The sequence below is a fragment of the Streptomyces sp. HNM0575 genome (assembly GCF_012726265.1).
Lineage (GTDB): Bacteria > Actinomycetota > Actinomycetes > Streptomycetales > Streptomycetaceae > Streptomyces.
In genome coordinates this window covers 45,818-69,458 of record NZ_JAASAG010000015.1, presented here as the reverse complement: position 1 = coordinate 69,458, position 23,641 = coordinate 45,818, and the positions used below count along the sequence as shown (strand labels likewise).

The following is a 23,641-nucleotide window of genomic DNA, read 5'->3' as shown; positions in this document are numbered from 1 at the left end:
AAAAACGGATGAACGGCGCACATCGTCGCGCCACGGACGGCCCGTCTGAGGCCCCGCTTACCCCCGCCTTAACTCCACCATAAGGATGGCCAGTTGGCTTCTCGGAGCGTCGAAAGTGCAGCTGAGCGCGGCTAGCGTGCTGCGTGCACCACCGCACCGGCCCGGCCCGCCCGGCACCAACGGGGCGCGCGGGGCAGGCGGCTCGTAAGCCCCCCACTTCTCAGGAGCCCCAAGATGTCCGCTCGCCGCACCGTCGCCCGCATGGCCGCCGTCGGAGCAGTGCCGCTCGCGCTCTGCATGGCAAGCGCGGCCCCCGCCGCAGCACACGGGTCGATGACGGACCCGGTCAGCCGCGTCTCCGGCTGTTTCGCCGAGGGGCCGGAGAACCCGCAGTCCGCCGCGTGCAAGGCGGCCGTCAAGGCCGGCGGCACCCAGGCGCTCTACGACTGGAACGAGGTCAACATCCCGGACGCGGCCGGCAAGCACAAGCAGATCATCCCGGACGGGAAGCTGTGCAGCGCCGGACGCACCAAGTACAAGGGCCTGGACCTGCCGCGCAAGGACTGGCCCGCCTCGAAGATGAAGGCGGGCAAGCACGCCTTCTCCTACAAGGCGACCGCCCCGCACAAGGGCACCTTCGAGCTGTACATCACCAAGTCCGGCTACGACCCGTCCAAGCCGCTGAAGTGGTCGGACCTGGAGTCCAAGCCGTTCGCCAAGATCAAGGATCCGCAACTCCAGGGCGGCGAGTACAAGTTCAGCGCCGACGTGCCCAAGAGGAGCGGCCGTCACCTCATCTACAGCACCTGGCAGCGCTCCGACAGCCCCGAGGCGTTCTACACCTGCTCGGACGTGGACTTCGGCGGCAGCCAGGCCGGTGCCGCGGCCTCCGGCGCGCAGACCAAGGCCGCGGGCAAGGCGCCCGACGCGCCCAGCGACTCGCAGATCGCCGCGGGCGCGCCCAAGTCGACCGTGGAGCACCACGGGCACGGCAACCCGTCGCACGGGCAGTCCATGCACATGGAGCACAGCGCTCAGGGCGGGCACTCGGCCCACAACGCTCCCGCGACCAAGAGCGAGGGGCAGGGCGACCGGCTCGCCCAGACCGGCGGCGACGACACCATGACGACGAACATCGCACTGACCGGTGCGGGCGTACTCGTCGTCGGTGCCGCGCTGGTCTGCGTCGCCGCTCGTCGCCGGGACCTCGGCCGTCGTGGTGGTAACTGACAGATGTTCGTGAACTGCCGTTACGACCAGGATGCCGAGGAGACCTGCGTGGCCTGCGGAGAAGGTGAAGCAGGGTGGCACATGTGGAACCGCCGGCGGCGACGCGGGAAGTCGCTTCGGAGGCCGAGCTGCGAGAACTGCGGGGCGAACTCGCCCCGCACGCAGCACGGAAGGTCCGGAGCACGCTGCACGCGCACGCGCTGGACCGGGAGTGGCTTGCACACTCGCCGCTGTGTCTGATCGCCACGCCGGGGTCTGATCACCACGTCGGGCAGTGACGGTTCGTGCGACGTGGCACCGAATGGCGATCCTCCGGGCCGGGACGGACCAAGACGTCCGAGCCGCCGGAGCGCCGGCAGGACGCGCTGGAACTGCCGGAGGAGCGCTACGCGCCTGCGTACGCGGAGACGCTCTGCGAGAGCTGACGCGACTGTGAAGTGACGGCTACGACGGCCGTGCCGGGGTTCCGCTGCTGCGGAGCCCCGGCACGGCCGTCTCGTGCGCCTTCTGCGCTGCTCGTCGTGTGGGCGAGCCTGCTACGAAGTGCAGGTGGTCGGCTCGGCGTTGGCGGGGTCGAGCGCGTTGGCCGTCTCGTGGAAGACGAGCTTGTCGAACAGGCCCGCCGCCAGGTGCTCGGAGATGTCGGTCGGGCACAGGTCCTGAAGCAGCACGTTGTTGACGTCCGGGCCCTGGAGGAACTGCGACTTGTAGGGCGTGACGACCTCGTCGTACTTGGTCGCGATCACCGTGTACTTCACGCCGGGCAGGGTGTCGCCGCCCTCGTTCAGGCGGTTGAGCAGATCCGAGCCCTCCTCCTGCTCCAGCAGCGAGGGCGCGAGGCCGTCGACGGCGTCGCCGAGTCCCGGTATGAGGTCGACGAGCTTGGTGAGCCCGTTGAGCGTGGTGCCGTGATTGCTCGGCGCTATGCCGACGAGGGCGTTCACCTTGTCCTGGCCGCCGAGGAACTTCATGTAGTAGCGGGGCAGCATGCCGCCCTGCGAGTGCCCGACGATGTCGACCTTGCCGGTGCCGGTGGCCTCCAGGACCTTGTCGACGAACTCGTCGAGCTGGGCGGCCGAGTCCTCGACGGAGCCGAGGCCGTGGAGCAGCGGAATGCCCTTGTACTGGCCGTAGTCGAGGGAGAAGACGCAGTATCCGCGCTCCTTCAAGTACGGCGCCATACCGAGCCAGTTGTCCACCGCGTTGCCGCCCGTTCCGTGCACGAGCACGACGGGACGGGGGTGTTCCTCTGAGGGCTTGCACTTGTAGTCGTTCCAGCCGCCCTCCGACGAGGCGGCTTCGGACTTGCCGGCCGACTCGGCCTGGCCGGAGGCCCTGGTGTCCGCTGACGAGGCGGTCGCGGAGGCCGCGGACTCCGAGGCCGCGGAGTTCGACGAGGCGGGCTCGGACGGTGGGGCCTCCGACGCGGAGGCGCCCGAGGCCGTGAGCGGGAGGGCGGTGATGACGATCGCGGCCGCCGCGGCGACTGCCGGGGTGCGGGTGTGCTTCCAGGACAGTTTCACTGCCGTCTCCTCGTGGGGGTGAGGGGGCGTTTTTTCTCGTGGCGCCTCGTGGGGGTGGTGCGGGTGCGTCGCCCGGTGTGTGGCTGTGGGGGGTTGTGGGGGTGTGGTTGTGGGGGTGTGGGGTTGAGGTGGCTGTGGGGGTGGCTGTCGGGCTACACGGAGTGAGGCACGCCACATTTGACGAAGCCACGTCAATTAACGCAGCGGTAACATTGAAGGGCCATAACCGTGACTGTGAAGATTCTGTGACCGTCCCGATCCCGTGTAGGCTGCCGCGGCGGCACGAGGTCACGAGCGGGAGGAAGCCGGTGGTTCTGAAGATCACCACCCGCAACGCCCGTTTCCAGCAGTGGTGTTCACTGCTGACCAACCGCAACAAGCGGCAGCGCGCCGGGGAGTTCCTCGTCCAGGGCGTCCGCCCAGTCACCGTCGCCGTCGAACGCGGCTGGCCGGTGCGTACGTTGATCCACTCCACCCGCGGGCCGCTGTCGCGCTGGGCGGAGGAGCTGCTGCGCGACGTACGCGCGGAACGGGTCGCGATGGCGCCGGAGCTCCTCGCCGAGCTGGGCGGCAAGGACGCGACCGCACCCGGGGCGGCGCCCGAGATCGTCGCGGTGCTCGAGATGCCGGAGGACGATCTCTCCCGCATCGACGTCGCGGGCGACGGCTTCCTCGGCGTGCTCTTCGACCGACCCTCCGGCCCGGGGAACATCGGCACGGTCATCCGTTCCGCGGACGCCTTCGGCGCCGACGGCGTGATCGTGGCGGGTCACGCCGCCGACGTCTACGACCCCAAGTCGGTGCGGGCGAGCACCGGTTCGCTCTTCGCGCTGCCCGCGGTACGGGTGCCCTCGCCGCGTGAGGTCGTGGCGTGGCTGGAGCGGCACAGGGCGCTCGGGCGGCGGATCGCCGTCGTCGGCACGGACGAGAACGGCGACGCCGACCTCTTCGACGCCGATCTGACCGGCCCCGTACTGCTGCTCGTCGGGAACGAGACGACGGGGCTGAGCGCCGCCTGGCGCGAGCTGTGCGACCGCACGGTGCGCATCCCGATGGCCGGTTCGGCGAGTTCGCTCAACGCGGCGGGCGCCGCGACCGCCGTGCTCTATGAGATCTCCCGGCAGCGGCACCTCGCCGCTCGCCGGGGCTGAGGCTGCACCGGCCGGCCCCCGCTGCACACAACGCACCGGCCGGCGGGGCCCGTTCTGCCCGGCCGCGGGCGGAATCACCGGCATGCCCCGGTGGTTGCCCTCGGCATGAGCCGACCTCCGGGGCCCCGCGCCCTGTCCGAAGAAGCCCTCTCCGAGCTGCTGGGCGCCCGGCACTTCGGCGTCCTCGCCACCAACAAGAGCAGCGGCCACCCGCATCTGACCACCATGGTGCACAGCTGGGACCCCGAGGCCCGTATCGTGCGCTTCTTCACCACCGCGGACCGCGTGAAGGTCAAGCACCTGCGACGCGACCCGCGTGCCTCCGTGCATGTGCCGGGCCCCGACGTGTGGACCTTCGCCGTCGCCGAGGGCGAGGCGGAGGTCTCCGAGATCACGAGCGTGCCGGGTGACGCCGTCGGCAGGGAAGTGCTCGCGATGCTCCCGGAATCGATGAGGCCCGCGGACGAACGCGCCTTCCTGGAGCAGCTGGTGGACGAACGCCGGGTGGTCCTCCGGCTGAGGGTGGAGCGCCTGTACGGGACGGCGCTGGACGTCGGGGCCTGAGCGGCCGCCGGACCACGAGGGCCCGACGGCCCGGCGGCCGGGCGGCCCGGCAGCCCGACCCGGCCCGGCGCCGGTGCTACGCCGCGTCGCCGAACAGCCCCGCCGGATGCGCCGCCGACGGGCCGAACCGCAGCCGCGCCCGGTCCGCCGCCGCCTCGGCACGCCTCGCCTTCTCCTCACGGGGGTCCAACGAGAGCTGCCGGGCGGCCAGTTCGGCGGGCATCAGCTCCTCGGCGCGCAGGGCGACCGCCCGTACGCGGGCCCGCTGAAGCCCGAGCCTGTCGTGCAGGGCGTAGGCGGCGGCGGTCAACGCCGGTGTGTGCGCGGAGGGTTCGGCGAGCCTGCGGGTGCGTGCGGTGACGGAGCGGTCGGCGTAGCGGACGGTGAGGGTCAGCGCGCGGGCGGCCTGCCCTCCCGCGCGCATGCGGAAGCCCAGCTCGTCGGCGAGGGTGAGCAGCGCACGGCGCCGTGCGCCCGTGTCGAGTTCGTCCCGGCCGAAGCGGAACTCCGCGCTCTCCGAACGCGCCGGCTCGTCGGGGACCACGGAGGCCGGGTCGACGCCGCGGGCACGCTCGTGTAGAAGGCGTCCGCTCTTCGCGCCGAGGATGCGCTGCAAGGTGGCGGGGGCGGCGTCCGCGACGCGGCCGGCGGTGTCCAGTCCGTACGTCCGCAGGGTGCCGGCGGTCGCCGTGCCCACGCCGTGCAGCGCCGCGACGGGCTTGTCCGCGAGGAACGCGGCGGTCTCCTCCGGGTGTACGGCACGGACCGAGCCCGGGGGCCCGCACTGCGCCGCCATCCGCGCGAGCAGCGGATTGACGGCGACCCCGACGGTGCAGTCGGTGCCGTGCAGGGCCAGCGCACGGAGCCGGACGAGGCGGGCCAGCCCGGCCGCGTCGCGGTCGAAGTAGCGCAGTGCGCCCCGTACATCGGCGAGCGCGGCGTCGGGCGGCAGCGCCTGCACGACGGGGGTGAAGTCGGCGAGCAGTCCGAGCAGCGCGGAGAACCCCTCTTCCGTCTGCTCCCCGAAGTGCACGTACAGCACGTGGAGTTGGGGACGAGGGCCGGATCCGGGGCGGGGCCCGGATCCGGTTCCGGTTCCCGTGCCGCTGCCGGTGCCGGCGCCGGCGCCGATGCCGGTTCTGGTGCCGGTTCTGGTGCCGGCGGTCATCCCGCGCTCCCCGGGCTGGAGTGCCACAGCTTGCGCAGCGCCTTGGCGGAGTCGGCGGAGTCTCCGGCGGGACGCAGGTCCGCCCACGGATGCATCCGGTACCCCTTCGCCACCTCGACGGTACGGCCGCCCGCGCCCCGCCCGTCGCCCTGCCCGGGCTCATGCTCCTGCCCGCTCTCCTGCCCGCTCTCCTGCCCCTCCTCAGTCCCCTCTTCCGTCCCCTCCTCTGTTCCTTCCTCCGTCCCTTCCTCCAGGGGCTCGGCCAGCCTGGCCGCGACCGCGTCCAGGCCGCCGGTGCGGCGCAGTCCGGCCAGTTCGGCCAGGTCCCACGCGGCCGATCCGACCACGCTGAGGCTGCGCGGCCCCCGGCGCTGCACCACTCCCCGCACCAGCAGCAGCCAGGAGTGGAAGACGGTGTGTGCGCACGCGGCGTGGGAATCGTCGAAGAAGGCGAGGTCGACCAGCCCTGTGCCGTCGTCGAGGGTGCTGAAGATGACGCGCCGGCCGGAACGGATCGGCGGGGTCTGGGTCGCGGCCTTGGCACCGGCGACCAGTACCGTCTCGCCGTGCCGGACGTCGCGCAGCGCCCGTGCGGAGTGCACGCCCAACTCCCGCAGGAACGCGGCGTGATCCTCCATGAGGTGCCGGGAGGTGTCCATGCCGAGAACCCTCAGCTCCGCGCCCAGCCGCTCGTCGGCGTCGAGATCGGGAAGCCCGGCCGGTTCGGGCGCCGCCGCCTCACCGAGCGCCAGCTGTCCCTCGCGTACACCGGAGGCGCCGCGCTGCTGACGATGGAGTTCGGCGATCTGGAGCAGCAGGTCGCGGCGGTTGCCGCCGGGGGCGAAGGCGTCCAACGCCCCCACGGACGCGAGCTTTTCGGCGACCGGACGCGGCGGCCGCGCCCGCCGCCAGAGGTCGGCCAGCGAGTCGTAGGGCCGTCCTGCGGCGATGCGCTCCGCGTCCGCCTCGCTGATGCCCTGCACTTCGGAGAGGGCGAGACGCAGTCCCCAGCGATGCCGCCCCTGGGGGCCCTGCCCCTGCCGCTCCGGCTCCAACTCACGTACTGCCACTGCCGTTTCCGCTGCCGTTCCCGCTTCCGCTGTCGTCTCCGCGTCCTCAACTCCCTTGGAATCAGACACCAGTTCGATCCGATAGGAGTCCGACGACCGGTTCACATCCAGCGGCAGCACCGGCACCCCCTGCCTGCGCGCGTCCGCCAGCAGCAGCCGCTTCGGGTACATCCCCGGATCGTGCTCCAGCACTCCCGCGAAGAAGGCCGCAGGGTGGTGGGCCTTCAGCCACGCCGACTGATACGTCGGCACGGCGAAGGCGACGGCGTGCGCCTTGCAGAAGCCGTACGAGCCGAACGCCTCCACGATCTCCCAGGTGCGCCCGACGACTTCGGCCTCGTACCCGCGCCGGGACGCCTCCTGCGCGAACCAGGCCCGCACCCTCCCCTGCCGCTCCTCGTCCGAGAGCGCACGCCGCGCCTCGTCGGCCATCGCACGGTCGCATCCGGTCATCACCGACAGGATCTCGATGATCTGCTCGTGGAAGACCACGACCCCGAACGTCTCCCGCAGCGCCGGCTCCAGGTCCGGATGCGGATACGCCGCGGGCCGCCGCCCGTGCCGCGCCTCGATGAACGGCCGCACCATGTCGGCGACGACCGGCCCCGGCCGGAACAGCGAGATGTCGACGACGAGATGGTGGAAGCTCTCCGGCTGAAGCCGCCCCACCAGGTCGCGCTGTCCCGGCGACTCGATCTGGAAGCAGCCGAGCGTCTCCGCGGAACGGATCAGCGCGTACGTCTCCGGGTCGTCCTGCGGCACCTCGTCCAGCACGATGCGCCCGCCGCCGGCCCGTTCGATCTCGGTGACCGCGTGCGCCATCGCCGACTGCATGCGCACCCCCAGCACATCCAGCTTCAGCAGCCCCATCTCCTCCACGTCGTCCTTGTCGAACTGCGACATCGCGATGGGCGCGCTCCCCGACCCCGGAGGGCTCAGCGGCACCTCGCCGCTGGTGGGCACGACGGGCGTACGGGCGCGGAGCGAGGAGTCCGAGAGCAGCACACCGCACGGGTGCATGGCGATTCCGCGGGGCAGCGCGTCCAGCGACTCGACCAGGTCCCAGAAGCGGGGCCCGTACCGCTCGGCGTCCACGCCGCGCAGCTCGGGGAGTTCGTCGAGCGCGGCACGCGCGTCACGCGCCCGTATGTGCGGGAACGCCTTGGCGAGCCGGTCGGTCTCGGCGGGGTCCATGCTCAGCGCCGCGCCCACGTCGCGGATCGCGTGCCGCACCCGGTAGGTCTCCGGCATGGCGACGGCGGCGACGCGCTCCTCGCCGAAGCGGTCGAAGACGGCGCGGTAGACCTCCAGCCGCCGTGCCGACTCCACGTCGATGTCGATGTCCGGCAGTGCGCCGCGGCGCGGTGAGAGGAACCGCTCCATGAGCAGGCCGTGTTCGAGGGGGTCGGCGTTCGCGATGCCCAGCAGATGGTTGACGAGGGACCCGGCTCCCGAGCCGCGCGCCGTGACCCGTACGCCCATCGCCCGTGCGTCCTCGACGACTTGCGCGACGGTGAGGAAGTATGAGGAGAAACCGAGCCCTTCGATGATCCGCAGCTCGTGTTCGAGCCTGTCCCAGCGGTCCCGCAGCCCCTCGTACCGCCGTGCGACCATCCCGGCAGCGCACCGTGAACGCAGCACGCGCTCCGCGCTCCTGCCGCCGCCCGCCCCGACCAGCCACGGCTCGGGGAAGTGCACGCGCCCGATGCCGATGTCGTCCTGCGGGTCGACGCGGCAGGCCTCGGCGGTCTCCTCCGTCAGGGCCAGCAGCCGCCTCGCGGTGTCGCTCCGGTAGCCCGCGGCACGGGCGATGCGTTCGGCGGCCGCCGCCATGGCCTCCGGGCCCTTGAGCCAGCGCTCGCCGCCGTCCAGTCCCTTGCGGGGGTCGACGGGCACGAGGCGGCGTGCCGCGTCCAGCACATCCGCGACCGGGCCCTGGCTGGGATCGGCGTAGCGCACCCCGTTGGCCAGTACGGGCTTGACCCCCTGCTCCGCCGCGAGCCCCAGCATCCGCGCGGACTCCCGCAGCGGCAGATGCCCGGCGACCTCCAGGCGCAGCGCGCCCGTGCCGAAGATCTCCCGCCAGCCGTCCAGCCGTCGTGCCGCGCGGTCGGGGCGTCCGGCGGCCAGCGCGCGGCCGACGTCGGAGTCGGGACCGAGCAGCACGGTCAGCGCGTCCCCGGATCCGGGTCCGAGTCCGGGTCCGGGTCCACGGGCGTGGGCGCCTCCGCGTACGTCCCCGTACCGGTGTCCGTCCGCGGCGGACCGCGACGCGGCTCCCCCGCCTCCCAGCGCGGCCAGGTCCTCCCACTCCAGCCGGGGGCGCTCGCCGCCGCCGGCGTGCGCCGCGGTGACCAGCCGGCACAGCAGTTCCCACCCCACGGCTCCCCGGCCGGCCAGGAAGACGACGCGCTGCGCCGTCTCGTCGATGAAGGCGCCGCCTCTGACCGGGGTACGGCGGCGGCGTACCGCGCTCCTCTCCTCCGGCGGCTCCGCCACGGCCAGGTCCACCCCGTACACCGGACGTACGCCGGCGCCCGCGCTCGCCCGCGCGAAGCGGACCGCCCCGGCGAGGGTGTCCCTGTCGGTGAGGGCGACCGCGTCCATGCTGCGCTCGGCGGCGCGTTCGGCGAGCGTCTCGGGGTGCGAGGCCCCGTATCTCATGGAGAACCCGGAGGCGACGTGCAGGTGCACGAATCCCGGCATCGCACGCACCTCCTGCCGCATCCGCACCTTGGGCCGTCCTCAGGTACACCCCCACCATAGACCACCTATCGAACTCGCGTTCGACAGGTGTCCGTGTCGTCTCTCCGCAGCTCACCGGCGGTACGGGGCCGCCGCGACCCGCGCCGGGAGCCTCCGCGACCCGCGCCGGGAAAGGCCCGCGAACATCGGCCGGACGGAGCGCGCGAAGGCCGCCCAGACCTGCCATCCGGGGTTCCGCGTCCGGAGAACCACCCCGTGTGACCGATGTCAAAGAAGTGGCCGATCGTAGCGGCGGCAGGGCAGGGTAGAAGAGCCGACGCCCGGACGTCCGCCCACCGCGGACGGACAGGGCCCGGACCCACCCGCACAGGACACGCACATAAGGAGCCCCATGAGGATCGGGATCGTCGGAGCCACCGGCCAGGTCGGCAGCGTGATGCGGGAGATTCTGGCCGAGCGGAAACTCCCCATCGAGCAGCTGCGTCTGTTCGCCTCCGCCCGTTCCGCCGGGCGCACCCTCCCGTGGCAGGGCGGCGAGATCACCGTCGAGGACGCGTCCGCCGCCGACTACTCGGGGCTGGACGTCGTGCTGTTCTCCGCCGGGGGCTCGACGTCGAAGGCCATCGCGGAGAAGGTCGCCGCACAGGGCCCGGTCGTCATCGACAACTCCTCCGCCTGGCGGCTCGACCCCGAAGTGCCGCTCGTCGTCTCCGAGGTGAACCCGGACGCGGCCCGGCAGCGCCCGAAGGGCATCATCGCCAACCCCAACTGCACCACCATGGCCGCCATGCCCGTGCTGCGCCCGCTGCACGACGAGGCGGGGCTGACGGGGCTGGTCGTCGCGACGTACCAGGCGGTCTCCGGCAGCGGCCTGGCCGGCGTCGCCGAGCTGAACGAGCAGGCGAGCAAGGCCGTCGAGAGCGACGCGACCCGGCTGACCTTCGACGGCGACGCCGTGGACTTCCCCGAGCCGGACAAGTACGCCCGCCCGATCGCCTTCAACGTGCTGCCGATGGCCGGTTCGATCGTCGACGACGGCCTGGACGAGACGGACGAGGAGCACAAGCTGCGCAACGAGAGCCGGAAGATCCTCGGCATTCCCGGTCTGCGGGTCTCGGGCACCTGCGTGCGCGTGCCCGTCTTCACGGGCCACTCCCTCCAGGTCAACGCCCGCTTCGAGCGGGCGCTCACACCGGAGCGCGCGCGTGAACTGCTGGCGGCCGCACCGGGGGTGGAGCTGTCCGACATCCCCACCCCGCTTCAGGCCGCGGGCAAGGACGCGAGCTACGTCGGCCGCATCCGTGCCGACGAGACCGCCGAGCACGGCCTCGCGCTCTTCCTCGCAGGCGACAACCTCCGCAAGGGCGCCGCGCTGAACGCGGTGCAGATCGCGGAGCTGGTCGCCGCCGAGTGAGCTGACGAGCGCCCGCGTACGCGGACTCGGGCGCGGGCGCGGGCGCGGGCGCGAACGAGAACGAGAACGAGAACGACGGAACCCCCGGGCTGTGCCCGGGGGTTCCGCATGTGCTGACAGTGCCCTTCTCCTGGGCGGACGGCGCTCAGTGCGAGGTCACACCGAGCGCCTCAGACGCGTCGTACGCGCCCGCCCCGTCAGGGAAGCTCGGCGCCCAGCGCCTCCAGAGCCGCGGGAACCGGCTGGAAGAAGGTCTCGCCGCCCGAGGAGCAGTCACCGCTGCCGCCGGAAGTGGTGCCCAGCGCCTTGTCGTCGGCGAAGAGCGAACCGCCGCTGTCACCGGGCTCGGCGCAGACGTCGGTGTCGATCAGGCCGTCGACGGTGCCCTCGGGGTAGGTGACGGAGGCGTCCACGGCCTTGACCGTGCCGTCGTGCACCTGCGTGGTGCTGCCGCTGCGCTGGACCTTCTGGCCGACCTCGGCCTCGGCCGCGCCCGAGATCTTCTGGGTACTGCCGTTGTACAGGTCCACCTCGCTCGGGTGGTCGGTGTCGCCGGTGTAGGTGGCGATGCCGTAGTCGTTGCCCGGGAACTTGCCGTCACCGCTCTCGGCGATCGGCTCGCCACCCTCGCTGTCCGACCAGCTGGCGATGGCCGTCGTGCAGTGGCCCGCCGTGAGGAAGGCCGGCTTGCCGTCGAGCGTGACGTTGAAGCCGAGCGAGCAACGGCCGCCGTCACCCCAGATGGCGTCGCCACCGGCGATCTTGGTGGTGAACTTGCCCGCGCTGCGCTTCAGTTCGACCTTGCTGCCCTCGGCCTTGGCCGACTTCTTCAGCTCGGCCAGCTTCGCGCCCTTGACCGTCTTGTCCGCGGTGACGACGACCTTGTTGGTCTTGACGTCCACAGAGCGCGCGGTGCCCGGGATCTCCTTCTTGGTGAAGGCGTCCTTGACCGAGTTGAGCTGGGCCATCGTGTGCTGGACGATCTTGGCCTCGGCGCCGGCCGACTCGACCTTCTCCTTGGCGTCCTGGTCCGTGACGTTGACGACGAGCTTCTTGGCCTTCGCGTCGTAGTACGAGCCCGCGTCGCCCTTGATGTCCGAGGTGAGCTTCGTGGCGAGCTTCGAAGCAGACACGGTGGAGAGCGTCTTGAGGCTCGGCGCGCTGTCCTCGGCGGCATTGGCCGTCGACAGGGTCAGCGATCCGGCGACGAGCGCTGCGACACCCGCGCCCGCGATGACCATCTGGCGCTTCGATATCTTCATGAACTCTGAACCTCCAGTGGGGGGTTGAGGCCGCCCTGCTTTTTTGGGGGAGGCCCCGGAGGAAGTACGGACACGTCCTCCCTTCCGCGAAGGAGTCGCGTCCATGCCAACTCGTACCCATGAGTATTACGAGAACGACTGTTTCCGCACAAGGCCGAGTCGGCGTCACCCTGTGAAAGTCGGGCCCGTTGCAGGTCGACCGTACACATCACAACTCACAACGTCGATCCCTTGTTTGAGCGCAAGGGAGGACAACGGAAGATCATGGCGTCAACTGCCGCAACAAGCGCACTTGTCCGCTTCTGTCCGGCGATTCCTGTTCTATCCGCGGGATTTCGTCCCATTCTTCAAGCGGTGACCGGGGAAACGTCATGCGGGACAAGGGGTCCGGCGTTCTCTCCGTCCGCCGTAGCGCTTTTCCGCGATACGGGGCGGGGCCGCCGCGACAGTTCTCCCGAACGCCCCAACCGGCCGCGAACGTGGGCGACATGGACGGGAACACGGGCCACAGTGCCCGACGGAGAACCCGAACACCCCTTCTCCGCCTCCCTGTTGACCCCTCGCACAGTGTTTCGCACGCGTCGCACGGCGGCATCACAAGGACGGCAGGACACCATGGTCCGCGGGGCGACCCGCACCCGTCCGCCTCCCGGCCGGCACCCGGCAGGAGGTGCACAACCTGCACACCGTCACCACGAATGCCCCACAAGTTCCTTGACCCGGCGCCATATGTTCTGCACCAGTACCGTCACGAAACCGGTTCTGAGCATGTATCCACTTGGCGCAACATCCGCATCATGGACGACCATAGAGATGCGGACTCCCGGGGGGGGAGCTGCTCGACATGACTGCGGACGACCGCGCAGAGGAGAGGAGGCGTCCATGGGATCGGTGCGCAAGGCGAGTGCCTGGCTGGGCCTCGTCGACGACAGCGAAATGCGTTACTACGACGACGACTACGCCGAAGGGCCGGAGCCCGGCGACGCCGCCCAGGAGCCCTGGGTCACTGACCCGCGGATCCGGGTGACGGCCGAGGCCGCTCAGGACCAGGGCACCCGCATCGCGACGGTCACGCCCGACGGCTTCCGCGACGCACGCGGCATCGGTGAGCTGTTCCGGGACGGCGTGCCCGTCATCATCAACCTCACGATGATGGAGTCCGCGGACGCCAAGCGCGTCGTGGACTTCGCGGCAGGACTCACCTTCGGGCTGCGGGGATCGATCGAACGGGTCGCCACACGCGTGTTCCTGCTGACGCCGGACGACTACAAGATCGTCGGCAATGAGAACCGCCGCGCCTCGGAGGGCGGCTTCTTCAACCAGAGCTGACCGGTGCCGGACGGCGAAGTCGCCCCTCCGGCGAAGTCGCCCCTCTCCCCCGGGATTTCGGCGCCGGTGGGCGGCAGGGCCGGGCATGCGCGCTGCGGCGGCGCCGCGTGCCGGACGGCCGGGCGCGTACGGCGTCACGCCCAAGTGCCCTGGATCCGCTGGCAATTGTGAAATTACCGACCGGCGACCGCCTACCGCGGACGAGGGCTTCGGACTTCCGGCTGCCCGAGTGACCCGCCGCCCCCGCGATCACGGACCGGCGATGCGATCACAGCCCGGCGATCATCACCCCCGGCGGTCACGCCGATCACGGGTTGCGGGTTGCGGGTTGCGGGTTGCGGGTTGCGGGTTGCGGGTTGCGGGTTGCGGGTTGCGGGTTGCGGGTTGCGGGTTGCGGGTTGCGGGTTGCGGACCTTCGTCAGGGCCGGGTGGTGCCGCTCGGCAGGAGGCCGCTGCCGCCGCGCCCCGCCTCACGGCCGGTCCCGTGACCGCGTCCGTCGCCCTCTCGCCGGCCACCGCCGCGGCCGTCTCCCTTCGCCTTCGGGCGGCCGTCGCCGTTCGCGTGGCCGTCTCCGTTGGCGTGGCCGCTGCCGTCGCTGTTCCCGGACTCTGCGGAAGCCGCCGGAGAGGCCGTCACGGGCCGCTCCTGGCTGCGGTCGGCCTGGCGCGGGAGCCGTCCGTGCGCGGACGCGGGCACCGGAGCGCGCCGCTCGTCGGTGCCCTGGACGCCGGAAGGTTCCGCATCCAGGCCGCCGTTCCGGCCGCTCTCGCGGTCCTCGCCCGTGCCGTCCGCGGTGGCCTCTTCCGACTCGGCGGCTTCCGACTTGACGGCTTCCGGCTCGGCGGCCTCCGGCTCGGCGGCACGGGCGCCCTGTTCGGCCTCGTCGGCGCAGCTCCCGTTCTCCATCGTGCGCGGCAGCCTCAGCGCGGCCAGCGCGCCGAACAGCAGCAGCACGGCGCTGGCGATCAGCGTGACGTGCATTCCGTGCAGGAACGCCTCGCGCGCCGCCGAGCGGAGCGCGTCCCCGGCCGAGCCGCCGAGCCGCCGGGCGGTTCCGTACGCCTCGCCCAGTGAGTGGCTCGCGTCGACGCTCGCCGCGGCCGAGACCCCCCGCACACCGCGCACGCCGGGCGCGTACGCCGCGTTCATCACGCTGCCGAGCACCGCGATGCCCATGCCGGCTCCCAGCTGGTACGCCGTCTCGCCGATCGCGGCGGCGCCGCCAGAACGGGACGGAGGCGCCTCGTTGAGCATCGACTCGTAACAGCCGAAGAGCGTGGTCTCCAGTCCGAAGCCGAGGAGCACGAACCCGCCGACGAGCAGCCCGGGCCGGTCCTCCTGGCCGAGCCCCGTCAGGCAGAGCACGGCGGCGATGGTGAGCAGGAAGCCGAGTACGACCATGCGCCGCGGTCCCAGCAGCCCCAGCAGCCGGGAGCCCGCGAGCCCGGCGGCGATCGCCGCGAGCGAGAGCGGCAGCAGCCGCAGGCCGGTCTGCAACGGCGAGAGGCCCAGCACCAGTTGGAGGTACTGCGCGGCGATCAGCGCGAGACCCACGAGGGCCAGCACCGTGAGCACGATGCAGCCCACGGACGTACCGAAGGCGCGGCGCGCGACCGTGCGGACGTCGATGAGCGGATACCTGCGGCGCCGCTGCCTGCGTACGAACACCCCGAGCAGCACCGCTCCGGTCAGCAGCGGCACGACCGTGCCCGGGGAGAGCGGTTCGCCCCCGCCGGCGTGCTTGACGCCGAGGATGACGCCGAAGAGGCCGCCCGCGCCCACGAGCGCGCCGAGCACGTCCCACGGGCCTTCGCGGGAACCGGTCGACTCGGGCAGCAGCCAGCGCCCCACGAGGAGCCCGGCGGCCATCAGCGGCAGGTTGACGAGGAAGACCGAACCCCACCAGAAGTGCTCGAGCAGCAGCCCGCCGACGAGCGGGCCGACCGCGGCGCCGACGGCGGCGACGGCGCTCCAGATGCCGATCGCCAGGGCGCGCTCACGGCGGTCGGGGAAGACGTGCCGGAGGATCGAGAGCGTCGCGGGCATGATCATCGCGCCGCCGACGCCCAGCAGGGCACGCGCCCCTATGAGCATGCCCGGTGTCTGTGAGTAGGCGGCCAGGGCCGAGGCGGCCGCGAAGAAGGCGTAGCCGAAGAGCAGCACCCTGCGCCGTCCGACGCGGTCGCCCAGCGTGCCGAAGAGGATCAGCAGGGACGCGCAGACCAGCGGGTAGGCGTCCACGATCCACAGCAGCTGCACGGAGCCGGGCCGCAGCTGCTCGGAGACGGCCGGCACCGCCACGTGCAGCACGGTGGCGTCGATGGCGACCAGCAGAAGGCTCGCGCAGAGGACGACGAGGACGGTCCACCGGCCGGCGCGGGGCACCGCTGCGGAGGCGGTCCGTGCGGCCCCGTGCGCGGGAACGTCCGCCGCCTCTCCGGCCGCGGGCGTGGGCGTCCCGGGCATCTGCGCACCTCCTCTCGCGCTCGCTCCTTCGGTACGTGGGGGGATCTCCGGGGCCGCTCGCAGGCGCTCTCCCGTGAGCGGGGCGGAACGCGGAGCGGCCCGGAAAGAAGGACGAGTGGCCGTCAGGGTACGCGAGTCTGCCAGGCGACCGCGTGGCGCATCTCACCCGGGCTCCGGCCTGCACCGTCGCCGCACCCGCCTCACGCGCCCCAGCGGTGGCGCGAGCGCCCGCCGTACGACGGCCCCCGGGGGGCGGACCGGGCACGCACCGACGAGCCCCGGTGGAGACGGTTACGGTGTGGGCCGAGCCGCGCCGGACGACCGGGGAGCAACGGAGCCGCCGTCAGCTCCCGCTCAACTCCCGGGCACGGCAGGCGAATCCGCCGGGAAAAGAGGAAACGAATTCCGCACCGACCGGCGGTGAACAGAAATTGCTCGGCGATCCGCACGACACCGCGCGGCACGCCATCCGGAATGCGGTGTCTAAACCCCGGATAAGCTGCGGGAATTCACCGTCACAAAGGCCGGGTGAGACACACTCCACATCACATCGTCATCACGAACGCCCGTCACGTGTGCGGTTACCTCACAGAGCCGTTGTAACGTCGACTGGGTGCGTACCGACCGACTACTCGCCCGGCTGGAACAGGAGCCCGAGCGACCGAGCAACCGCGATGTCCCGCGGATGAGCCGAACACGCAAGCTGTTGTTCGGCGTTACTTCGGTGCTCTATGCGGTGATTGTCATCGCCGTCCTGGTCCGGGCAGATCTGGTGCGGCTCGACTGGCAGGTGATGCTCTTCCGGCCCTACAAGCAGTGGCCGCAAGTGCACGAGTTCCTCGACTACTTCGTGGTGCTGGGTCAACGTGGCCCCACGGCCGTGCTCGTCGCGGCCTGGCTGGGCTGGCGCTCCTGGCGGCAGCGCACGCTGCGCCCGCTCCTGGTGCTCGGCGGCGCGCTGCTCGCCCTCAACGCCACCGTCGGCGCCGTGAAAATCGGCCTGGGAAGACTCGGGCCGCACTACGCCACCACCGTCGGATCCGCCGAACTCTTCGCCGGCGGAGACATATTCCCCTCGGGTCACACGGCCAACGCCGTTGTGACCTGGGGGATTCTGGCGTATCTGGCCACCACGCCGCGGGCCCGCAGGGTGCTGTCGGTGGTCGCCGCGAACTTCGCCCTCGGCGTCGGCGCGACCACCGTCTATCTCGGTACGCACTGGGTCAGCGACGTGCTGCTCGGCTGGGCGGCCGGCCTGCTGATCCTGCTCGGGCTGCCGTGGGGCGAGCCCGCCATCGCCTGGGCCGAGGACCGTATCCAGGCATGGAGGGACCGCCGACGCAGCCCGACTCCGGGCCGCCGCCTCGTGCCCTCGCCGCTCTCCCCCGTCACCCGGGGGTCGCTGGTGCCGTCGCGTCGGGGCCTCGCGGCCGAGGAGATGGCCACGGCACAGGACGAGGCCCAGCACGGCGAGACCGCCGTCATCGGCGGCCGCGCCGCCTCGTCCTCGGGTACGGGCATAGGCGCCGCCAGGCTCCACCACCCGCCCGTGCGCCAGCACCCGCTGCGTGCGGAACGGGCGCCGGTCAGCCCTCAGCCGCCCGTCGGCCCGCGCCGTCCCTACTCGGACCGCTCACAGCCGCGTACGGCATATCCCGTACCGCGCAGCAACTAGCCGGGCGGGAGCCTCCGGCCGTCACGGCGGGCCCGAGCGGCACGACCGGATCGACCGGATCGACCGGATCGACCGGCAGGACGCACGACCGGCACGACCGGGCGGATGAGCAGCCGCGAGCCGGACGCGGAGCGGCCCCGGTGCCCCTGAAGGCGGGCACCGGGGCCGCTCGCTTTGCGCCGCCGTGCGGCCTGCGCCTCGCAGGCCTTCCGCAGGCCGGCCGGGATCAGCCCTTCCAGCAGCGCACCACGTTCCCCGTGCTCTTCTCGACGGCGAAGTTCAGCCGCCCGCTCAGATACTCCATGGTGATGATCGCGTCCGGCGGCAGCGACCGCACGCTGGTCCAGCCACGTGCGTACGCGCGTTCCTCGGCCGCTTCCGCCGTGAGCCCGACGTAGCTCTCCGGGTCGTCCTGCGGGGTGTCCTGGGCTGAAGATTCCGGTGCCATGCCGCCACCGTACCGCCGGAAGTCCGGGCCGTATCGTCAGCTGGTCACACTCTTGTCACAGGCATCGCGGCGTCGTTCCCCGTTCACCGTGTCACTCGTACGTGGCCTCTTCGGCGGCCCGTATTCCGCCCTTCGCCCGGTCCGGATTCGTTCGCCGGAATTCGTCCGCGGACCTGGCGCCTGGAATTGCGTGGCACCCCGGAATTCTTCCGTGGGCACTGTGATCCGGTAACGCTGCGGAGCCGTACGGGACTTGTGTGTCGCAACCGCTTGCACAATTCCGGGCGTAACGAGCCTTCCCGCCCCTGCGGAGACGCGGGGAAGAGAGAGCGGCGGGGAAGTGACGCGGGGCACGGAGAACGAGAAGAGGAGAACCAAGGGAAGGGGGAGATGGGCGAAGGGACGGAGACCGCGAAGAAGAGGAAGCGGGTCCTCAACTTCCGCCAAGGGCCCGGTCGAGCCTGTCGCGCAACGCCCTGACCTGGCTGAACAGCCCTTCAGGCGCTCGTACTTCGAAGTCGAATCCGAGCATCAGGATGTACGGAAGGACCACTTCGAGCGACGGGCCTCCGGTGCGCAGCAGACAGCTGTGCTCGTCGACCGCCTCCAGCGTGCCCGTCGAGATCGTGACCACCTCGGCCGCCCGCTCGATCGGTACCCGAAGCAGCACGGTCACCTGCGCCGGGTACACCCTGACGGCCACGCCCTCCGACACCCACGCCGCCAAGTCCTCGGCGGGCGGGCGGCGCGGGGCGAAGCGCGGGCCGTGCGGCGGTGTGAGCGTGATGCGGTCGATCCGGAAGGTGCGCCAGTCCTCGCGCTCGGTGTCCCAGCCGACGAGATACCACCGCCGGTAGGTGCTGACGAGCCGGTGCGGCTCGACGGTGCGCCGGGTGACGGTGCCGTCGTGTGTCTCGTACGAGAAGCGCAGCTGCTGCTGATCGCGGCAGGCGTGCGCGAGTTCGGTGATGACGGACGCCTCGACGGAAGGCCCGTGGTGTGCCCGCGTCATCGGGACGGTGTAGGCGTTCAGCGCGTTGACGCGGCGGCGCAGCCGGTGCGGCAGCACCTGTTCGAGCTTGGCCAGCGCACGCGCGGACGACTCCTCGATGCCCTGCACGCCGTCGCTCGCGGCGCCCCGCAGGCCGACCGCGACGGCCACGGCCTCCTCGTCGTCCAGCAGCAGCGGGGGCAGTTCGGCCCCCGCGCCCAGCTGATAGCCGCCCGCGGTGCCGGTGCTGGAGTGCACGGGGTAGCCGAGGCCGCGGAGCCGGTCGATGTCCCTGCGGACCGTGCGCGTGGTGACGCCGAGCCGCTCGGCCAGCTGCGCGCCGGACCATTCACGCGGGGACTGGAGAAGCGAGAGCAGACGCAGCAGCCGTGCCGAGGTCTCGACCATGAACGTGAGTCTGCCACCCGTCGCGGACACCTTCTGTCCGCGACGGGTGGCAGTAGGGGCAGTTCAGAGACAGCCGTCGTGACCTCGCTCGAAGCGGGGCCCCGGACCGGCCGCCCGGCTCGCTACCAGCGGTACCAGCGCGCCCTCTTCCCGCCGGCACCGGTGCTGCGCAGCAGGAAGCCGAGCAGCCAGATCACCAGAACCGCTATGGCGATCCACCACAGCGCCTTCAGGGCGAAGCCGGCGCCGAAAAGTATCAGCGCGAGAAGCAGTACGAGCAGTACAGGAACCATCGGGACAACACCTCCTGGCGCAACGGGTGGCCCCTTTGCGGGTTTTCACACCGGCTCCGCACAAGTCACACGCACGGACAGGTCGTTGTCGCGCGTGTAGTACGGCCTGACCGAGGTCACCGCACCGCACGGAGCCGTCACACGCTGCGGCGGATAGCTGAAGATCTGCTTCTTGTCCGGTACGTCGTCCAGAATCCGGGCGAGGCGCACCGGCTCCTCCTCCGCGGACGGGCGCACCCACAGGTTCCACACGCGGTCCCCGTACGGCAGGAGTTCGAGGGGCAGCCGGGCGGTGAAGCCGGGGGGCGGGCCGCCTTCGCCCTCCGTACGGTCACCGTCCGTCCGATCGCCGTCCGCTCGATCGCGGTCCGTACGGCCGCCTTCCGTGCGACCGCCTTCCGCGGTCTGGCCGTCGGCGCCGCCGCGTTCATGACCGGGCTCCCGCCCGTATCCGTGCCCGTGCCCGCCCCCGTGTCCGTGGTCGTCGCGGAGCAGCGGCACGCTGACTGGCGCCTCCCCGCCGCCGCGCGGGCGCGCCTCCAGGGTCGCCGTGTCCGAGAGCCGGGCGCCGTAGAGCCTGCCGCGCAGAGCCACTCCGCCGTCCCCGACCTCCAGCGGACCGGCCTCCGCGTGCGGCCAGCGCAGCCATGAACGGACCGTGAGATTCCCGTACTTGGTGGCGTACGGGATGCGCACGCCCAGCCACGTACGTCCCTCACGCGGCACCCGGTCGATGAGGGAACGCAGATCGTGCACGCCCGGCAGCAGCCGCCGCGGTTCGTCGCCGCCGAGGACCAGATAGGCGTCCCAGCGGCCCTCCGGAAGGCTCATGATGCTGGGCAGCACCGCGCGCAGGACGCCCTCCGCCTCGGCAGGGCCCAGCGGCAGCCGCACGGTACCGGACGGGCCTTCGCCACGGCGCAACCGCAGCAGCAGCGCACCGTCGCCCCGCAGCGGCGACGCGGGCGCACCGTCGTCGAGGCGTATGTCGAAGGTCAGCCCGCCCGCGCTGTCGGCTGTGCAGTCGGCGCGGGGGCGAGTACGCACTGCGGTGGCCGGCGACGACGAGGCGTGCGCGGCCCCCGCCGTACGGAGACCTTTCCTCACCGCATCCGTGACGGGGCCCAACGGCCCCTGCGCACCGGTCACATACGCGGTCATGCGCGTCCTCCCTGGAGTACCGGTCTCACGGCCTTGACGGCGTCCTTCGCCGCGTATGCCCCGCCGAGCAGCAGACCGCGGGCCCTGTGCACGGCGCCGCCGGGCCGCTTGGCGAGAGCCCTGAGCAGGTCGTCGTAGCGCGCGCCCACCTTGGACGGGTCGAAGCGGGCCGAGGAGGCCACCGCGGCCTGTCCCATGCGCCGGCGCAGATCGTCGTCGTTCATGAGCCGCAGCAGCGCACCCGAGACCGCCGGTATGTCGTTCGTGGGTGCGAGGAACCCGTCGACGCCGTCGCGGATGATCTCGCCCGGCCCGTGCGGGCAGTCGGTCGCCACGACCGGCAGCCCGCACCGCATCGCTTCGACGATCGTCATGCCGAAGGACTCCAGGCTCGAAGTGACGGCGCCGATCGCGCCCTTGGCCCACTCGGCCTCGATGGGGTGCGCGGGCCCCATGAGGAACACGTGGTTGTAGAGGCCGAGTTCGTCGATGAGGGCACGGAGCCGGTCGCGCTCCCGCCCGTTCCCGTAGATGCGCAGGCCCCAGTCGGGCCGTTCGGCCACGGCCTCGCCGAAGGCGCGTATCAGCACGTCGTACCGCTTGGCGGGCGCGAGCCGTCCGGCTGCGACGACCCACTTCCCCGTGCCGTCCGCGGGCCTGACGTCCGGCACGGGCACGCTGTTGGGCAGCGCCTCGATCCGTACGCCGGGCAGCCGCAGGATCCTGCGGTAGTCGCGGGCGTCCGCCTCGGTGACGGTGGTGACCGCGTCCAGCCGCGGATAGGTGGCACGGAGGATCAGCTTCAGGCGCGCCGGATGTGTGGCGAGCGTGAGGTGCTCCTGGCCCAGCCGTGCCGGGCCGCGGCGGGTCTGGCGGGCTATGTGCGCGTTGAGCCCGGGGCGGGTGCCGATGACGACGTCCGCCGTGGTGCTTCCCAGATGCTCGCCGATACGGCGGTCGGTCAATGCGCTGTACAGCGGATACCGCCCGTCGCCGCGCGGGAACACCCGGGCGGGCAGGGCGTGTTCGGGATCGTCGCCCTCGTAGCCCGGGCTGTGCCGGCGCATGTCGACCAGCGAACGCAGGCGCACCCCCGGCCCCGGGTCGAAGAACGGCGTGTCCCTGTAACGGAACACCGACACGACCTCCACGTCGTGATGTTCGGCAAGCGTCCGCGCCAGATTGAACGTGGTGCGGATGGTTCCCCCCATGCCGTACGCGCTGCTGATCAGAAAAGAGATGTGCATTCTGCACCGACTCCCACGCATATAGAGCGTTCGTTCCCCCAACTCCCCGTCTGTCACCGGTTAGACGGCCTTGTGCCGGTGATGGTTGGACGACCGGTGGATGCCATGGCGGTTTTGTTCCAGAAGAGTTCCGACATCGTGAAGAAAGTTCTGGAACTCCGGTGGGGACAGCGCCGTTTCGCACTCCGCACGTCTCCCCGAGGGCCGGAGCGCCGACGGCGCCCGCCGCCGGACTCCCTCGTCGGCCGCCGCGATTACGCGTCCGCTCACGCGTGACCGGTGCCACGGCTCCCCCGTTGTTCATACGGACAAGAACCGAACGCCCAGGGAGCCCCCGTGTCCCCCATGCTCGATGTCAGCGACGACGTACGCGCCGAGATCGGCGACGATGAAGCCAACCGGCTGCTCACGGGCGACAACGCCCCGGGCGGCTACGACTGCACCTCGTGCCGCGCCCCGGGCGACACGGGCCAAGTCCCCACCAGCACCGTCCTGTTCGTGGGCGACGAGACCGCGGTGCTCGCCTTCGCGCACGCCGCGTGCGTCCCCTCGCAGGTGATCAGGGTCTCGGAGGAGGAGGTGCAGGGCGCCGTCCGTACGATCACCGCCGACGCCGCGGCCGCGGGACAGGCGGCACAGCAGGGACCGATCGCACCGCAGGGACCGATGACGCCGCAGGGTCCGATCGCACCGGGGCCCGCCCCGGCTCCGGCCCCCGCCCCCGCTCCGGCGCCCACGGTCTCGCCCGGACCGGCCGTGACCGTACCGGCACCCGCTCCGGGTCCCGCGCCCGCCCAAGCTCCCGGCCCCGCGACCGGACCCGGCGGCACGACGGCGCCACGCGCCCAGGAGCCCGCCCCGGCATACACCGCGGCGCCCGTACCCCCTTACGCCGCAGCTCCTCCGCACACCCCCCAGACCGCCGCCCCTCTCCAGCAGCCCGTCCAGGTCCCCCCATCCGGGCAGCCCGCGCAACGGTCCCCGGAGCGCGCCGTTCTCGGCGTCACCTGCGGCCAGGTCCTCATCGACGAGACGGTGTACGCGGCGGTCGTCGTCGAACCGACGTCGCGCATCGCCCGGCCCGGCTCGGACGGCCAGGGCGACGACTTCCTGCCGCTCCTGCTGGAGCAGGGCTTCCTCCCCGTCACCGGCCTCACCCGGCCCCCGGAGCCCGTGCCCGGCTGGTCCGTACTCGTCGCGATGGGCCAGCTGCACGCGATCCTGCAACCGCCCTCGGGCGGCTCCGTACAGCAGAACATCTGGTGGCAGGCGCACCAGGCGCTCGGTGTCACCGACGGCTGGCGCGACGCGGCGAACCACAGCAACACCGTGCTCGTATACGCCGCGCCCGTCGGCGCCATCGGGCCGCAGCCCCGCGAGGACCTGCTGCGCGAGGCCCTGGTGCAGGCCGCCGCGCAGGGAGTCCTGCTCGGCGCCGCGATGCCGCTCGCCGGTTCCTGACGGCACGGCACCGTCCACGCCGACGGTGCCCGGCGGTTCGCGCGCACGGACCGGGGCCCGCCCCGCGCCCCCT

At 71.9% G+C, this 23,641-nt stretch carries 19 protein-coding genes; 9 read left to right on the top strand and 10 right to left on the bottom strand.

All coding sequences use genetic code 11. The annotated features are described in order from the left end of the window. The first annotated feature begins 234 nt into the window (after nucleotides 1-234). The 3 genes from HCC61_RS28115 to HCC61_RS28105 all read left to right on the top strand — a co-directional run bounded on the left by HCC61_RS28115 (nucleotide 235) and on the right by HCC61_RS28105 (nucleotide 1,655). A complete protein-coding gene (locus tag HCC61_RS28115) occupies nucleotides 235-1,230 on the top strand; it encodes a lytic polysaccharide monooxygenase (protein WP_169140260.1) in 996 nt (331 codons plus the stop codon). Nucleotides 1,231-1,304: 74 nt separating this feature from the next. Further along, nucleotides 1,305-1,508: a hypothetical protein gene (locus HCC61_RS28110; RefSeq protein WP_346777423.1), complete on the top strand. Its 204-nt coding sequence runs from the start codon at nucleotides 1,305-1,307 to the stop codon at nucleotides 1,506-1,508. 6 nt (nucleotides 1,509-1,514) lie between these two features. After that, entirely contained in the window at nucleotides 1,515-1,655 is a 141-nt protein-coding gene (locus HCC61_RS28105; RefSeq protein WP_169140171.1) for a hypothetical protein, read from the top strand. A 111-nt stretch (nucleotides 1,656-1,766) separates the two neighbouring features. On the opposite strand, the gene HCC61_RS28100 is transcribed toward HCC61_RS28105, so the two are convergent. Beyond that, the gene (locus tag HCC61_RS28100; protein ID WP_346777422.1) at nucleotides 1,767-2,753 is read right to left on the bottom strand and encodes an alpha/beta fold hydrolase; all 987 of its coding nucleotides are present in this window, start codon (nucleotides 2,751-2,753) and stop codon (nucleotides 1,767-1,769) included. 308 nt (nucleotides 2,754-3,061) lie between these two features. Between HCC61_RS28100 and HCC61_RS28095 the strand changes: the two genes are divergently transcribed. Further along, nucleotides 3,062-3,904 (top strand): RNA methyltransferase, encoded by an 843-nt coding sequence (locus tag HCC61_RS28095; protein WP_169140256.1) that lies wholly within the window; start codon nucleotides 3,062-3,064, stop codon nucleotides 3,902-3,904. Nucleotides 3,905-4,009: 105 nt separating this feature from the next. Further along, the gene (locus tag HCC61_RS28090) at nucleotides 4,010-4,468 is read left to right on the top strand and encodes a PPOX class F420-dependent oxidoreductase (protein ID WP_169140254.1); all 459 of its coding nucleotides are present in this window, start codon (nucleotides 4,010-4,012) and stop codon (nucleotides 4,466-4,468) included. Between the two features lie 76 nt (nucleotides 4,469-4,544). Here HCC61_RS28090 and HCC61_RS28085 read toward each other — a convergent pair whose 3' ends face one another. Together HCC61_RS28085 and dnaE are read right to left on the bottom strand one after the other, a co-directional pair. Then, a complete protein-coding gene (locus HCC61_RS28085) occupies nucleotides 4,545-5,636 on the bottom strand; it encodes a hypothetical protein (protein WP_169140252.1) in 1,092 nt (363 codons plus the stop codon). Further along, nucleotides 5,633-9,412, bottom strand: a complete 3,780-nt coding sequence (gene dnaE, locus HCC61_RS28080) for a DNA polymerase III subunit alpha (protein WP_169140250.1) — start codon at nucleotides 9,410-9,412, stop codon at nucleotides 5,633-5,635. Before dnaE ends, HCC61_RS28085 begins: the two co-directional genes overlap by 4 nt. A gap of 391 nt (nucleotides 9,413-9,803) precedes the next feature. Between dnaE and HCC61_RS28075 the strand changes: the two genes are divergently transcribed. After that, nucleotides 9,804-10,826: an aspartate-semialdehyde dehydrogenase gene (locus HCC61_RS28075; protein WP_169140248.1), complete on the top strand. Its 1,023-nt coding sequence runs from the start codon at nucleotides 9,804-9,806 to the stop codon at nucleotides 10,824-10,826. Between the two features lie 197 nt (nucleotides 10,827-11,023). Here HCC61_RS28075 and HCC61_RS28070 read toward each other — a convergent pair whose 3' ends face one another. After that, nucleotides 11,024-12,088, bottom strand: coding sequence for a S1 family peptidase (locus HCC61_RS28070; RefSeq protein WP_206323116.1), 1,065 nt, complete (start codon nucleotides 12,086-12,088; stop codon nucleotides 11,024-11,026). Between the two features lie 882 nt (nucleotides 12,089-12,970). On the opposite strand from HCC61_RS28070, the gene sepF reads away from it, so the two are divergent. Further along, nucleotides 12,971-13,417: a cell division protein SepF gene (sepF, locus tag HCC61_RS28065; protein WP_169140237.1), complete on the top strand. Its 447-nt coding sequence runs from the start codon at nucleotides 12,971-12,973 to the stop codon at nucleotides 13,415-13,417. Between the two features lie 418 nt (nucleotides 13,418-13,835). Here the strand turns inward: sepF and HCC61_RS28060 are convergent, their stop codons facing one another. Next, complete coding sequence (locus tag HCC61_RS28060; RefSeq protein WP_206323115.1) at nucleotides 13,836-15,884, bottom strand: MFS transporter; 2,049 nt, start codon at nucleotides 15,882-15,884, stop codon at nucleotides 13,836-13,838. A 613-nt stretch (nucleotides 15,885-16,497) separates the two neighbouring features. Between HCC61_RS28060 and HCC61_RS28055 the strand changes: the two genes are divergently transcribed. Beyond that, entirely contained in the window at nucleotides 16,498-17,559 is a 1,062-nt protein-coding gene (locus HCC61_RS28055; protein WP_169140235.1) for a phosphatase PAP2 family protein, read from the top strand. 226 nt (nucleotides 17,560-17,785) lie between these two features. Here HCC61_RS28055 and HCC61_RS28050 read toward each other — a convergent pair whose 3' ends face one another. The 5 genes from HCC61_RS28050 to HCC61_RS28030 form a co-directional block, all read right to left on the bottom strand. Continuing rightward, nucleotides 17,786-18,007, bottom strand: a complete 222-nt coding sequence (locus tag HCC61_RS28050; protein WP_169140233.1) for a hypothetical protein — start codon at nucleotides 18,005-18,007, stop codon at nucleotides 17,786-17,788. 433 nt (nucleotides 18,008-18,440) lie between these two features. Further along, on the bottom strand, nucleotides 18,441-19,406 hold the full coding sequence (locus tag HCC61_RS28045) for a YafY family protein (protein ID WP_169140231.1): 966 nt from the start codon (nucleotides 19,404-19,406) through the stop codon (nucleotides 18,441-18,443). 122 nt (nucleotides 19,407-19,528) lie between these two features. Next, complete coding sequence (locus tag HCC61_RS28040; protein WP_169140229.1) at nucleotides 19,529-19,699, bottom strand: hydrophobic protein; 171 nt, start codon at nucleotides 19,697-19,699, stop codon at nucleotides 19,529-19,531. Nucleotides 19,700-19,744: 45 nt separating this feature from the next. Further along, entirely contained in the window at nucleotides 19,745-20,860 is a 1,116-nt protein-coding gene (locus HCC61_RS28035) for a hypothetical protein (RefSeq protein ID WP_169140227.1), read from the bottom strand. Next, nucleotides 20,857-22,107 carry a glycosyltransferase family 4 protein gene (locus HCC61_RS28030; protein ID WP_169140225.1) on the bottom strand — a complete coding sequence of 417 codons (1,251 nt, stop codon included), beginning with the start codon at nucleotides 22,105-22,107 and terminating at the stop codon, nucleotides 20,857-20,859. The genes HCC61_RS28035 and HCC61_RS28030 overlap by 4 nt, the downstream gene beginning before the upstream one ends. Before the next feature lie 345 nt (nucleotides 22,108-22,452). On the opposite strand from HCC61_RS28030, the gene HCC61_RS28025 reads away from it, so the two are divergent. Next, nucleotides 22,453-23,568 carry a hypothetical protein gene (locus HCC61_RS28025; protein ID WP_169140223.1) on the top strand — a complete coding sequence of 372 codons (1,116 nt, stop codon included), beginning with the start codon at nucleotides 22,453-22,455 and terminating at the stop codon, nucleotides 23,566-23,568. The last annotated feature ends 73 nt before the right edge of the window (nucleotides 23,569-23,641 follow it).